9 protein-coding genes are annotated in these 14,715 nt (G+C 35.5%); 4 read left to right on the top strand and 5 right to left on the bottom strand.

Translation table 11 applies throughout. From position 1 onward, the window contains the following. Nucleotides 1-8: 8 nt before the first annotated feature. Nucleotides 9-437, bottom strand: a complete 429-nt coding sequence (locus tag MY04_RS21100; protein ID WP_066213947.1) for a MarR family winged helix-turn-helix transcriptional regulator — start codon at nucleotides 435-437, stop codon at nucleotides 9-11. 207 nt (nucleotides 438-644) lie between these two features. Here MY04_RS21100 and MY04_RS21095 point away from each other — a divergent pair, with 207 nt between their 5' ends. From MY04_RS21095 to MY04_RS21085, 3 genes are all read left to right on the top strand, one after another. Next, nucleotides 645-2,213, top strand: coding sequence for an arylsulfatase (locus tag MY04_RS21095; RefSeq protein ID WP_084006040.1), 1,569 nt, complete (start codon nucleotides 645-647; stop codon nucleotides 2,211-2,213). Nucleotides 2,214-2,303: 90 nt separating this feature from the next. Further along, complete coding sequence (locus MY04_RS21090) at nucleotides 2,304-3,260, top strand: TRM11 family SAM-dependent methyltransferase (protein WP_066213944.1); 957 nt, start codon at nucleotides 2,304-2,306, stop codon at nucleotides 3,258-3,260. A 186-nt stretch (nucleotides 3,261-3,446) separates the two neighbouring features. Continuing rightward, nucleotides 3,447-5,111, top strand: coding sequence for a tetratricopeptide repeat protein (locus MY04_RS21085; protein ID WP_158297820.1), 1,665 nt, complete (start codon nucleotides 3,447-3,449; stop codon nucleotides 5,109-5,111). A gap of 632 nt (nucleotides 5,112-5,743) precedes the next feature. On the opposite strand, the gene MY04_RS21080 is transcribed toward MY04_RS21085, so the two are convergent. Beyond that, nucleotides 5,744-8,656, bottom strand: coding sequence for a glycosyl hydrolase 115 family protein (locus tag MY04_RS21080; RefSeq protein ID WP_066216668.1), 2,913 nt, complete (start codon nucleotides 8,654-8,656; stop codon nucleotides 5,744-5,746). A gap of 18 nt (nucleotides 8,657-8,674) precedes the next feature. Then, nucleotides 8,675-10,780: a glycoside hydrolase family 97 protein gene (locus MY04_RS21075; protein WP_066213934.1), complete on the bottom strand. Its 2,106-nt coding sequence runs from the start codon at nucleotides 10,778-10,780 to the stop codon at nucleotides 8,675-8,677. A 224-nt stretch (nucleotides 10,781-11,004) separates the two neighbouring features. On the opposite strand from MY04_RS21075, the gene MY04_RS21070 reads away from it, so the two are divergent. Beyond that, nucleotides 11,005-12,570, top strand: a complete 1,566-nt coding sequence (locus tag MY04_RS21070) for a tetratricopeptide repeat protein (RefSeq protein WP_158297819.1) — start codon at nucleotides 11,005-11,007, stop codon at nucleotides 12,568-12,570. A 316-nt stretch (nucleotides 12,571-12,886) separates the two neighbouring features. Here MY04_RS21070 and MY04_RS21065 read toward each other — a convergent pair whose 3' ends face one another. After that, nucleotides 12,887-13,918 carry a hypothetical protein gene (locus tag MY04_RS21065; RefSeq protein WP_066213927.1) on the bottom strand — a complete coding sequence of 344 codons (1,032 nt, stop codon included), beginning with the start codon at nucleotides 13,916-13,918 and terminating at the stop codon, nucleotides 12,887-12,889. A 424-nt stretch (nucleotides 13,919-14,342) separates the two neighbouring features. Beyond that, the gene (locus MY04_RS21060; protein WP_158297818.1) at nucleotides 14,343-14,576 is read right to left on the bottom strand and encodes an integrase core domain-containing protein; all 234 of its coding nucleotides are present in this window, start codon (nucleotides 14,574-14,576) and stop codon (nucleotides 14,343-14,345) included. Between the last annotated feature and the right edge of the window lie 139 nt (nucleotides 14,577-14,715).

Below are 14,715 nucleotides of genomic sequence, written 5' to 3'. Positions count from 1 at the left end.
TCCACTATTTATTCACCTAATTTTCTGTTGGCTATGGCCATATCTGCAATCATTTTCTCGGCGACTTCCTTACCTAAAACATCACAGTAATTTTTATGTAAATCAGACAACGCTTTAAGGATAGGATCATGTAATGCATTTCCTGAATCGGTTGGATATACATGCATGCTTCTTCCCTCCTGCACTCTCTCCGCATAATTTTGAGCAATCAGTTTTTCTAAAAAACGAGTCATGGTCGATGCTTTTACATTCATCCTTGCACTTAACTCATTTTGTGTTAAACCGGGTTCTTCAATTAAAATCATCATCAAGTGTCCGTATGATGGTGCTAAACCTGTTGGACGGAAAGCATTATCTGCCATCGTATTGATGTACCTCGTCAACGAGTTGGCTGTAAAGTACATACAGCATTCCTGATAATTGTTTTTTTCTTCCATAACCTTAATGTTTGATACAAAGTTAAAATAATTAGTTGTACATACAAATATAATTTTAACGTATTTAGATCTATTAATGAATTGATTTTCCGAGAAACTTAAAATCTAATTGATAATACGAAGATAAATATCGATTTATCCGAAATATTATTGTAATTTAATTGCTACAAAATCAATTAACTATTTCATAAAATATAAGCTCCTATTATGAAGAAAGCTTTCTTAATCTTTCTGTCGCTGTTATTTAGTGTTTCTTTACTAGCAGACGACAAACCCATCAAAAAATCTAAAAAACCTAATATCGTTATTCTTTGGGGAGATGATATTGGACAATTCAACCTCTCGTTTTGGAACAGAGGACAAATGGGCTATCAAACTCCTAATATCGACCGAATTGCAGACGAGGGTATTGCGTTTACCGATTATTACGGTGAGCAATCGTGTACTGCGGGTCGTTCCTCTTTCTTAACAGGTCAGTCGCCTATCCGATCGGGATTATCTAAAGTAGGTTTACCTGGTGCCAATGCGGGTTTTAGACCTGCACACCCTTCTATTGCTTGGCTTTTAAAGAAAGAAGGGTACAATACAGCTCAATTTGGTAAAAACCACTTTGGCGATAGAGACGAAATGTTACCTACGGAACACGGTTTTGATGAATTCTTTGGTAACCTCTACCACTTGAATGCGGAAGAAGAGCCGGAACATCCTGATTATCCTCAAGACCCTGGTTTCAAAGAACGTTTTGGTCCAAGAGGTGTTATCCACTCCTATGCCGATGGTCGTGTGGAAGATACAGGACCCCTGACAAAGAAAAGAATGGAAACGGTCGATAGAGAAATAACACAGCGTGCCATCGACTGGTTGGGCGAAAAATCGAAAGAAGATGCGCCTTTCTTCTTATGGTATAACACTGTAGGAATGCACTTCCCAACGTATAGAGCCGACGATATAAAAGGTCTTTCTGGTCAGGGAGGCGATTCTTTCTATGCGGATGTGATGGTCGATCACGATAGAAATATCGGAAAGATCTTAGCGAAATTAGAAGAACTTGGTTTGATGGAAAATACCATCATTATGTATTCTACTGATAATGGCCCTCACTACAACGAATGGCCTGATGGTGCAGTAACTCCTTACAGATCTGAAAAAAATACCAACTGGGAAGGTGCCTATAGAGTACCTTGTCATGTGATGTGGAAAGGAAAGATAAAAGAAGGACAAATCTTAAACGGTATTGTTTCTCATCAGGATTGGTTGCCAACGATTATGGCATTAGTGGGTGTAGAAGATATAAAAGGTAAGTTAGAAGCAGGAATTGATTATGCTGGTCGTAGTGTAAAAACCACTATCGATGGCTATAACATGATGCCGTACTTCTTGGGTGAAGTGAAAGAAAGTCCAAGAAGGAATTTTATCTATACTTCCGATGATGGCGACATCACTTGTGTTCGAATGGACGATTGGAAAGTGGTCTTTATGGAACAGCGTGCTCACACCATGCAAGTTTGGGCAGAACCTTTTGTGTCTTTACGACTTCCAAAGATCTTTAACATCAGAAGAGACCCTTACGAAAGAGCGGATACCGATTCCAACTCTTATTGGGCTTGGTTAGCGAAACGTGCTCCTTATATCTATAAAGCAGGTGCGGTGGCTGGAGAGTTTATTCAATCTTTATACAAGTATCCTCAAATAGAGAAGATCGATTCTTTCTCTATTGATGGTGCTATGGAAGATTATAAGCGATGGAACGAGGAAAGACAAAATTCTAAAAACTGATAAATTCCTGCTATTTAAAACATAAATAGTAACTTTGGGCGCTGTTTGTATTTGTCGCAAACAGCGCCTTTTTATTTATAGTAGATCCTTATGCAGTCAGAGCAGTTTTTATATCTTATTAAGTACAATTCTAACGAAACACAGTTAAGTCGTTTAGAAACGAAACTACTATTTAATTTAGAGTTGGAGGGAAATCACTTTTTCTCGGATATAAAATTTGAACCTGATCATAGTGCTTTTATCAAAAAGCGAGTGGAAATACATTTTGCCACTTCCGATTATCAAGAGCTCCTTTCATTAATTAAGTCCAAGAAAATCCGTGTGGAAGGTTTCAAACTCGAATACATCAAATTAAAAGGGGATGATATTGAGTATCGACCTCGCTTGAATAAGCTGAGGGATATTGGGTACATCATTACTGGTGAACCGGATTATTATCACCCAAGCATCACTTATGCTTTATTTTATCAAGATGGCGTCTATTATTTCGGAGAATCTGTACGTGATGAAGCCGAGTGGCAAAAACATAACAATAAGCCTTGTTCCTTCAGTAATTCCTTAAGTATGAACACCGCCAAAACCTTAGTGAATATTGCTTCTTTTGGCGATAAATCGAAAAGGTTAATCGATACCTGTTGTGGTGTCGGTACCGTGATGTTGGAAGGGTGTTACGGTGGATATACTATTGAGGGATGTGATATCAATATAAAAGCCTATCATCATACCCTAAAAAATTTAGCACATTATGGCTATAAAGCAGAGGTGTATCATTCTGATATCAAAGATTTAGACCAACAATATGATGCAGCTATTATTGATCTTCCATACAATTTATATTCGGCTTCTACGGATGAAATTATGGAGAATATCATTGCTTCAGCCTCAAAAATTGCCAAACGTTTAGTCATCGTTTCTATTGCCGATATCAAAGAAGTAATTGATAAATACGGTTTAAAGTTGGTCGATTTTAGTACGGTGGATAAAGTAGGTAAAGTGAAGTTTACGAGGAATGTGTGGGTGTGTGAACTAAACAACTCATTTGTTTAGAATTTGTATTTCAAGGTAACGATAAAAAGGTATATGTCTATTATAATACACAATTTATTCACATTTACCACTTTTTAAGCACAGATCAACAAGTAGTTAAATTAAAAATAAGTAGATTTGTAGTATATGAATGAGTTCTACACTCACGTGACCACTATCTCAATTAATTAAACTACTAAAACTAAGTTGAAATCGTTTCTAACTACCATTGTTATATCCTTATTAGGCTTCAACGTCTTTTCTCAAAGTTTGGATCAACTGCATAGAGAACTTTCTTTAAGTGTTGACACTGAAAAGCGTATTGTTATTTTAAAAAAACTGGCGGAAGAATATATGAATCATGACCTTGATGTGGCATTGGACTACATCAACGAAGGAATTGTATTGTGTGAAGAAGAGACCAATTCTTTAATAAAAGCAGAGTTCCACCATTTATTAGGCAACGTCTATTTATCAAAAGGCTTCCTGATTAATGCGAGAGAGAACTATCACATCGCACAACAAATATTCAAAAATAACAACGCTCAGAATCAATTAGTGAAAACAAGAATTAATCTTGCGATCCTTTATCAAAAAGAAGAAAAGTTTAAAAAAGCTGAAGAACTGAACTTCAAAATCATAAAAGAACTAGAAGAAAATGAGGAAATTGGATATAAATACCTTCCTACCATCTACCTCAATTTGGGCAGTATCTATGATAACAAACAAGATCCAGAAAATGCCCTTCAGTCCTATTATACTTGTCTGAAATATTGTAAAGATTCTACGTTTAATAAAATAAGAGGAAGAGCACTACATAATATTGGTAATCAATACATTAAAATTGGCCGTTTGAAAGATGCCCGATATTCAATTGAGGAAGCACTAAAACTTAAAAAAGAAATTGATGATCAGAATGGCATTGTTACTTCTTTAAATATTCTTGGTAATATTTATCGTTTAGATCAAAACTTTAAGGAGGCCTTACCAAGGTATCTAGAAGCTTTGGAAATTGCTGAAGATCTAAAATCTCCTCTACTTTTACGTTATACTTATAACAATTTAGCGGTATTACATGAGGAAAAAGGAGATCACAAAACTGCTCTACAATACTTTAAAGAGTATAAAAATCAATCTGATTTTATATTGAAAGAAGATTTTGAGAATCATCTCGAACAATATCAAAAGGAAACACAGCTACAGCAAGAAAGTATAGAATTACAAAATGAGAAAGAACTACAACAGGGTGCAATCATTGTACTTTCGATTCTTTTAATTCTAGTATTCGTTATTGCTTTCCTAATTCTAAGATTTTTACGTCTGAAGCTTCAGCATGAGAAAGTTTTGGTACAACAGATGCGCTCTGAAATGGAGTTAACCCAATCGGAACAAGAAACGATCAAGCTAAAGAATGAAAAATTACAAAATGATATTTCATTTAGAGATCGAGAATTAACGACCAATATCATGCATTTAATGCAAAAATATGAGTTAATCAATGGCGTTTCTGAAGAGCTGATGAAGCTTTATGATGTCGTAAACAATGATGCAAAAAAAGTACTTCGTTCGATTGTCTTTAACCTCCAAAGTAACAATCAAACTGATGTTTGGAAAGAGTTGGAAATTCGTTTTGAACAAGTCAACCAAGAGTTTTACGATAAACTCAACGAGCATTATCCAAAACTTTCTTCTAACGAGAAAAAACTATGTGCTTATTTATACCTGAATCTCTCTACGAAAGACATTTCCAGTATCACACATCAAAGTACTAAGTCGATTGAGGTAGCACGCTTTAGACTAAGAAAGAAACTAAACTTAACGAATACAGAAACGGATTATCAAACGTTTTTTAGAGAGATGTTAGAGAAATAATCTGCCTAGCGCAAGAATTTAGCGAAGCGGTTCTTGTGCTTGAATAACGTAAGAGGTCTCCCGACCTCGTGTATTTATAACTACAGTACATGAGGTCAGGAGACCTCTAAAGTTTTTAGGCACAAATGACGTTAGCACTTAACATTTGCGCCAGCTACTATAGAAACAACCTCATCATATCATATACAAATACCAAAATTGATAGTACAAATGCCATGACAAGTACAAAATTTCCCCAATAGTAGATAATTGATATATGATTTATTTTTTCCTTTTTACGTACATTTTTTACTGAATGAAATAACCCCTTAAAGGGTAAAAAGATTAAACCAAGCACAATAAATGGTAGCAAGAAGAATAAAAAATTCAATTGAAAAACTTCAATAATTTTCATTAAAGCAATCCCATATATAGAGAGTCCAATATATAATCGATAACATTCAATGGACTTTGCCAAATCTTTAGGAAGTGTTCTAGTGTCTGTAAATAGTTCGCTAATCATAAGAGATGTCAGTTTAATAAATTGATTGTTTCAAATTTATAAAAAATAAAAATAGGCTGAAACTAAAAAAAAGTACCTCAATATGAAGTACTTTTTAAACTACTGGTAAATAATGAATTATAACTATATGTTATTCTACCAATGAATTCAACTGCGTTTTTGAAGGTCCTAAATACGATTTTTTCAAGCCTCCAAAATCCATTACCGCTTTATCAAGGACTACCCCAGGATCGAGGTAATAGATTTTTAAAGTATGTTTTCCGGGTTGGTCGATGTAATGTGAAGAAGTATGAATCGACGAGTTTCGTCTTACATTATTTCTCCATCGGTCGCTATCAATGTCTGCCCCTACATAGATCGTTTTAGGCGATTCATCGTCTACCGAAATGGCAAATCGATGCAATAGGAAACTATTGATAGGATAGGTTGGCAACACATAAGTAGAGATATCAAATCGACCCGAATTGAAGGTATAAAACTCGTACTCCACATGTGCATAAGTATCGTTTCTTGCCCAATGCCCTGCCGTTTTCGCATGCTGATTTTCTATGGCCAATGATGCCCCCGTACTGCCTAATCCTTTATTGATGACCCACTGCACATCGTCTTTATCCAATTTCTCATGATAGCCTTCTAATGGAATAGACAAATACCCGTTCTTCTCCACATACACTCCATCCAAACTATCTGATGTCACACCTGCATCAAATGCTCTGAGGTAAATTGTTTCTTCCTTTTGATCACTTTTTATTTTCACAAAACCATCCTTGCTTCCCTTCAATTTTTCCCAATCAATAGACACTTCAATACGGTCCTCTTCCTTAGTCATTCCTGAAGTTTTGCTTAACTGAATCCACTCCTCACTTCCCTCTGCCGTCCATTCTAAAGCTTCCTTGCCTTTATTAAATACATCAATAAAATAAGCTTCCTGATAATGTGATGTGAACACCGGAAGTACCAAAGGCTGATGTATTCCATTCACTTTTTGATGTTCCTCTACGATCACTCCCCACCCTGCTTTTTGAGGTAGTTCGATCTCCTTGCAAGGGGGCATTTTAGCAAAAGTAGCTCCGGGTGATTGAATCGCTGATATCACTCCTTTCCACTTACCATTCAACAGGTTTCCATATTCCTCCGTCAGTATTCTGGTACTATCGTGATAGGCTATTACTTCTTGATGTAAACGATTTGTTCCCGCATGACCCAATCGGGCATATTCTCTATTTTTCTGAGCCAACAACAATTTATGATTCATAAAGTGAGCCCCGCGAACAGGGTAATAGACCAACTCAAAAAACGCTGCTTGCTGTACTGTTGGAATCTTTTTTCTTAACTGATTTGCACGCTCACTTAATTTTTTAAACTCAGACAATCGAGTTTCTGCTTCTCTGTAAGTAGTAAAACTCATATCAGTATCTTCGATTCTTTCTCTCCATCGCGAACTCGAAAACTCTTCTCCCCAACCCATAAATTCTGGCTTTCGGGTGAAATTGATTTGATAATAATCGTACATCAAATCGGCAGCTGCTTTCCCTAATTCCTCTCCAAAAATTTCCTGATACCATTGATACATATGATCGAAAACATGATCTCTTTGGATCGATTCCACATCCCAAGCCAAATCGAGGAAAAACTGTGTATTGTATTCAGTTGGTTTGATATCTCCCACATTCACCATCCAAACGCGATCGGCTTTATAATCGTACGCCTTTTTCATTTCTTGATAAATCAATGCCGGATTTGTGGTACTTAACCAAGTGTATTCGTGCGGATTTCCTAAATAAGCAATATGATAATACACTCCGCTACCACCCGATCGTTGCTGTTCCAAAGGATCACTCAATCGGCGGATATAGCCATAGTTATCGTCCACCCACATTAAAGTGATGTCATCCGGTACTTTTAAACCGTTATTGTAGATATGAAGTACCTCTGCATAAGGCACAAAGATCTGAGGAATCTCTTCGGCCGATTTACCCACGTGTTGCTTCAAAATATCTCTTTGATCTTGTATCGCTTCCTCTACCAATTCGATCTGTCTTTCAACAGAAAAATTGCCCTTCATGGCATGATCATGAATTCCTCGAATGCCAATGGTATAAAGGTTCTCATACATTGCATTTTCAGAAACTCTCTGATCCAACACCTTACAAATTCCTGCTCTATTGCTGGCATAATTCCATTCGCCCATGGTTTTCTCGTCCCACTCGGTGGCGTTATTAAACAAGACCGGTTCGCAGTGAGACGACCCCATTACGATCCCGTATCGATCGGCTACTTCTTTGTTTTCTTTATACTTATTGAAGGCACCAGAACGTTCGTGCATTGCCGGCCACAAGTAATTGGCTTTTAGTCTCAATAATAACTCACACACTTTGGTGTAGGTCTTTGGTCCAATATCACCTAGTTCTTTTTCGAAGTTGTTGGCACTCCAAGGAAGCAATCCCCAATCTTCGTCGTTAATAAAGATCCCTCTGTATTTTACATCAGGAGATTTACTTTTTAATATATTTCCATCAACGTAAAGAGTGGATTTTTTCTCTACAGGAACATCAGCCCACCAATACCAAGGCGATACTCCCATTTGTTTTGACAACTCAAAAACACCATAAGCAGTACCTCTTCGATCACTTCCGAAAATCACCAATGCCTTCTTTTTCTTGTTCCACGGATTCGGAATTACCTGATAACTGTAGCTCTCCCAAGCGTTGTTCATACCCAACGTATCGATCAAATTTTGAGAGACTAAACCTGATATCAATTCACTTTGATCCAAGGAACCAATAATGATGACATTTTCTTTTGATTTTCCTGAGGTCAATAACTTCGGCAATCGTCCACTGACTAACTTTATATCTTCAGAAAAATGTTTCGCCGTCGTTTCGACTACTTGATGATCGTTTTTATCAAATAGTATGTTGGGAACTTTACCTTTTACGATGATTGGAAAATCTCCAGGTTGATGTTGGGTAGAAACCACATTTTGTGCTTGAACTACTCCAATCATCATCATCAAAAAGAAACTATAAATTAGTGCTTTCATATCCATAGTATTTGATGATTAATCTAAGGCTTTAAACGCTATCGCTTGTCCTCCGCCCGCTGCCAATTGAATACTCAATTTATCTTTAGCGGTTACATTTATTTTAGTCACTTCCACCGGATAAGGATTGCTTTCCCAATGTGCATCTTTACCATCCGCATAAATAGTAGCGTGGTAGGTTTTGTCGGGATGAAGGAAATCTAAATCGATGGAAAATGTTCTTGGATTCTCATCGGTGATACTCCCCAAATACCAATTTTCTGTTCCTCTTTCTTTTCTAGCGATGGTGAAGTAATCGCCGATTTTAGCATTCAACACTTTACTTTCCGACCAGTTTGTTGGCACATCTTTGATAAACTGAAATGCCTCCATGTTCTTTTCGTAGTTTCTTGGAAGATCTGCCGCCATGGGAATTGGAGAATACATTGTCACAAAGTAAGCGACTTGTTTCATGACCGTACTTCTTACTCTGATCTCAAATTTCGCCCATTCTCTTTGAGGTAATTTCACCTCAAAAATACCCAATGTATAATCCATTGGTCCACCTAAAAGTCGGGTGAAAGGAAGCACTACACCATGTTCAGGAGAATTCCCCTCACTCCATGCATTGTATTCCTGACCTCTTGCGCCTTCCCTTGCCATAATGTTCGGATAGGTACGCTGTTCCCCTGTGTATTTGATGGGCTCATGGTGAATTATTCTAATTTTATTCTTGGCCGCCGTCTGAATCATTTTTCGATAATGACGCACCATATATTGTCCATGATGATGTTGTGCATAGCTATTGGGAACTGTTGTATTGAAGTTTACATCACCTGTATATCCCACTTTTATAGCATCAATTCCTCTGTTTCGAGCTTCAGCATATAAACGATCCATTTCCGGTTCATAATGATCGATATCTGAAATCGTTTCATGATAGGCCATCATTCGAACACCTTTCTCCTTACCGTAACGTAATACTTCTTCGAAATCGAAGTCGTCCGCCGGAGTTTCCCAATCGAATATTCCATAGCCAGTCCAGTTATCGCCCATATTGTCCCATCCTTTGATCCAACCTTCGATAAGCACATCTTCAAAACCATGTTTAGCAGCAAAGTCGATATGGTATTTGGCATTTTCTGTCGTTGCTCCATGTGGACGAGTCGGTGGTAAAGGTTTTCCAAATTGTACCTTCTCAGCCCAAGAAGTGCGACCTGTATGTAATTCCCACCAAATACCAATGTATTTTGACGTCTTGATCCAATCGGTATCTTCAATTGCACACGGCGGATTGAGGTTCATAATCATTCTCGATTCTACTAAATCTCCTGCATTGTGTCCGATCTGAACCGTACGCCAAGGTGTTTTCATAGGTGCAGCTGTTCTGACCAAATCACCATTTCTCCACGGAGTAAGGTTCGCTTTTAATGTTTCATTTTCTAAAGTATTCAGTAGCGTCATTCCTGCATAATCGACCAATTCAGCCTCATGAATACTCACCACTAAATCGTCATTCACTTCTACCGTTAAAGGAGTGTTACACATATTTGCTCTTTCCTCTTTTCCGACCCTACGTTCGAATTTTAGAGAATCGCCTATTTCTGAAATAGACGAAGAATAATACACTTTTTCGTAGTTATCGTAATCAGCGAAATTCCACCACGCCTTGTAATCTCCTGCAAAATTAAACTCCGTCAACTCGTCCATGATAACGAAATCGAGGAGGTTCTTTTGTTCGGGAAATTCGTAACGGAAAGCCACTCCATCATCAAATGCTCTGGCAATAATGTTGACTAGAATATTTGATTTTCTCTGACGGAATTCTAAAGTGATTTCATTATAAATATCATCGATCATTTCCTCTTCACCCCAAACGGTTTTCCATTGTGAAGCATGAGAAGTTGTTTCTGATTTCAGTAATTGAAATCCCTGTTTGAGTGATCTTGATTTAAGCTCAAATCCTAAAGCAGACAAATCAATAATCTTCTGTTCCCCCGAACTAACCTGATAAAAGATCTGACCATTTTTGTTCAATTCAAAAGCAATTTGATGTTCCCCATTGGGTGAGGAAACAGTCGTCGTCTTCTTAGATTGACAGCCAAAAAATAGACAAAGTAATGCTAGTAAAGTTATTCTCTTCATTGGTTCTTTATAATAAGTAATAATTCGAACCAAAGGTCTTGATAAGGACTTTTTTTACCAAAAAACGGGGTCATTCAAAAATTATACAATCGTATTTTATTTTGTCACACCTACTAATGCAATGCTTATTATATATTGATCTTGAAGGCGGCACACAACTATTTTTATAAGTATTGAAAATGAGTGATTTACGAAAACACATAGGGGTAATTATTTTTCTGATTTTGCAAATTTACACCTCGTCCTATGGACAAGAAGATAGCACTTTACAGTATAGACAATTATACAAGGAGGTGATCAATAGTGATTCTTCTAAGGTGAAGGAGTTGCAAAGTTGTTATCAGTATTTTTCTCAACAAGCAGATACTTCATGGATGATCAAAACACTTGCTGGGCTCTCTGATCACAATGCTAGAAAAGGAAATTATAGCGATAGTTTCGCTCATATTTGGAATGCACTTGATCTTGCGGAACAATATCAAAATTACACCTTGCTTTTTGAGGTCAACAAACATTTAGGAAGACTATACAATGTATTTGATAAGAATAAAGAGGCCTTCTTTCATGAGACAAAGACATTGGAATATGCGAAGCTTGCCGTAGAGAAAGAGGGACTCACTCCAAAGAGTATTGTCTCGGCTTATTATCACTTTGTACATTATTACCGGAAGAATTCCGACTTTGACAAAGCTTTGGTCTATCTTGATACGTGCTATTCTTTAGCAGAAAAACTTCAGTACACCGATGATCAGAAAATCTACCTCCGTTCAGAAAAGGGAAACATCTTATTGCATCAGGGAAAATACGATGAGGCGATGTCTATTTTATTACAATCTGAAAAAGATTTTGAGCGTATCAATCCGTTTTACATCACGATTATATCCTACTATTTAGGCAATGCTTATATCAAACAAGAGGAGTGGAAATTGGCCGAAAAATACTTTAGAAAGGCACTAAAAAATATTGAAGATCGGAACGCTCATTTCGATACAAAAGCGGAATGCCTCAGTAATTTAGCATTGAGTTTAAACAAGCAATATAGATACAAGGAAGCTTACGATGTTTTAAGAGCCTCCAAAAAGGTAAACGATGAAATCTTTAGTACGAAGAGTTATCAAAATGCAGGTTTATTGGGGATTCGAAATCGTTACCTTGAAGAATTGAAGGAAAGGGATCATATCATTTTGGAAAGAGATAATGAATTGATACATCAGAAAGCAGAAAATTTGCAATACAGAATTATTGTGGTTGTGGCTATCGCTATCTTCATCATTTTATTATTGATGGTTTACTTAAGACAAAAGCAACGTCAGTTTGATAGTCAGAAAGAAAAGCAACAGCTAAAAGCCAAACATCAGGAGGAAAGAAATAAAGAATTGATAGAGGTTAAAAATAAAGAACTCACTTCCTTTACTCTACAATTAATTGATAAAGATGTGATTCTGAAAGATATGATGCAGGCCATCCAAGAACATGCTTCTGATAATAAACCCCTCCTTAAATCGGTGAAGATGAATACCAAACACCGCATACAGCTATGGGATGAATTCGATAAACGCTTCACGGGAGTTAATAAAGATTTCTACAACAACTTAAAAGACAGCTTCCCTGCCCTCACTCCTACAGAATTAAAACATTGTGCACTAATTAAACTTAATTTCTCGGCGAAGGAAATGGCACAACTACTCAATATTTCTATCAATGGGGTGAATACTTCTAGGTACCGTATTCGTAAGAAATTGGGGCTGGAGAGAGAAGAGAATCTGGCGAGGGTGATTGATGGGTATTAGTTCAGGTGTTAAGAAATAAGTATATTCCCTGATAACATGTCTGTACTTAAATTGATCTATTTAGCACTGAATAATATTAGAAAAAATGGATAAAAATAAAGTGATACTTTATCTTTTGAAATGGGAAAATAAATTGACTCCTACGCCGTCACCCTTGTCAAAAATAAAATATCACTTTAAAATGTATCATAAAAGTCAATCTTCTCAAAAAAAGAAATTTAATTAAGAAATAAGAAGAAAAACGAGACAGCATTCAACTGACACTCCCTAAGAATTTGAGGACCTTAGCTAGCGTAGCTTTTATTCAACATTAGTTTTAAAAAATTATCCTTTTAATATATTTTTTATCACCCTTACCTAATTTTTTTTTGTCTTGGGTAGTATCACCGAATTTCCCTCCTCCTAAGTGCGTTTGAAATATAGCATAATCGAATCGATAAAATTTTCCTTTAGAATCTTTTAATTTAAGCGTTGTTAATAACCACCTTGATAAAATCTGACCTGTATCAGAATTTCTATTTACATTCCAAGTATCTGATGCTATTGAAGCATCTACTACTTCGTAGTCCCAATAATTAGATTCTATAAATTCTTGACCTAAAGGTATGATTTCTTTAATAAGCTGTTCATCATCCATTTTTGATTTTGGGAACGATAAAAATGGTCCATGAATCGCTTCATCTATAGCTTCTTTTGTGATTATTACTGGTATTGTTCCTTCACAAAAGACTTTCTCTTGATCTTTTTTAGGTATAAGAGTTAAAACTACTTCTACTTTTAAATCAAATTTTCCTGGTACTAAGTTACCATCCTCGTAAGCTTGTATAAATAATTCTCGACTTGCTTCTACAATTGATTTTATATCTATTCCTTTAATTGGTCTTTTAGAGAATTGCATTCCTTTTAACATATTAAAAGTAACATAAACATCATTATACCATTTAATTTCTGTACCATTAAGTGATAATCTATAATAAGGCCATTTATGATTTCTATATCTTCCATCTCTTACTTCAAGACCATATTTTTTGTATTCTTGTTCAATAGAGTTTTCCCCAAAATCAGATGAAACGAATAAATTATCCCCAAAAATATATTCTTCAATATATGTATTATCATTTGATAGATAATCGAGCGGCTTGTTAGAAAATTTAAATTCATAAGGCTCAGTTACCCGTTTTGAAGATTTATCATTGTTCTGATCAGAAGTAGTTTTTGTAGTAGTACCTTCAATTGCACTATTTAATTTATTTACCAGTTTACGTCCAAATTGGGCTTGAGTAGTGGTATTAAATATTACAATTAAAGAAAAAGTTAAAAATAATAAGTTTGCAGTTTTAATTTTCATGACTTATATAATTTAAAAAAATTAACTTTTAGTATCAAAAAGAAACTTTACTCATTACCTCTAAAACAGAAAATTGAAAATATATTTATTCAATCTCTTTAAAAAGTAATATTTTATATTTTTTTTGATAAAAGTACTGAATAATAGGGTTTTTGAGACTAATAGTATGTATTACAAATTTAAATATACAGATATAATTATACTAAATTGATTATATGTATTGTAATATTTGTTAATACATTATTAAGAGGGTAATATTATTTTTGATTCTAAAAAAATAGCATCTATCCAGGACAAATTCGTTGAAGAGTTGGCAAAAGAAAGCACGGAAATAAAAGCATTTAAAGATAAGTAATTTACTGTAAGCACCTGTTCATGCACTAAACTGTCTAAAACAGAACCGCTTTTAAGCTACATTTTGTAATTAATAATATTCATTTGGATTCATCATCATCAGTGCTGAATGTGGTGCATATCCATTGTATTCATCTACCCATTCTTGAATATGATCTATAACACTTTCAGGATTTTCTAAACAACTTTCAAATACGTATTCTCTCTTGAAAGTTTCAATTAAAGATACACACAAAACATTGGATTGAGTTAAATACGTTGGCATATTACAGTTTTGAACTCCCCACTCAATTAATGACTTCACTAATAAGTTTTACATAGTTTAGTTTTTTTGCCTGCTTTGAAAGAAGTGACAAATATAGTATTTCAATTTAATATTCTTAGTTAGTTTATCAATTCATTAAAAATTCTTTATACGAGATCAGGAGATCTCTAACGTTTTG

This window comes from Flammeovirga sp. MY04 (assembly GCF_001682195.2).
Classification (GTDB): domain Bacteria; phylum Bacteroidota; class Bacteroidia; order Cytophagales; family Flammeovirgaceae; genus Flammeovirga; species Flammeovirga yaeyamensis.
The sequence above is the reverse complement of the archived record's forward strand: the minus strand, read 5'-3'. Positions and strand labels throughout refer to the sequence as shown.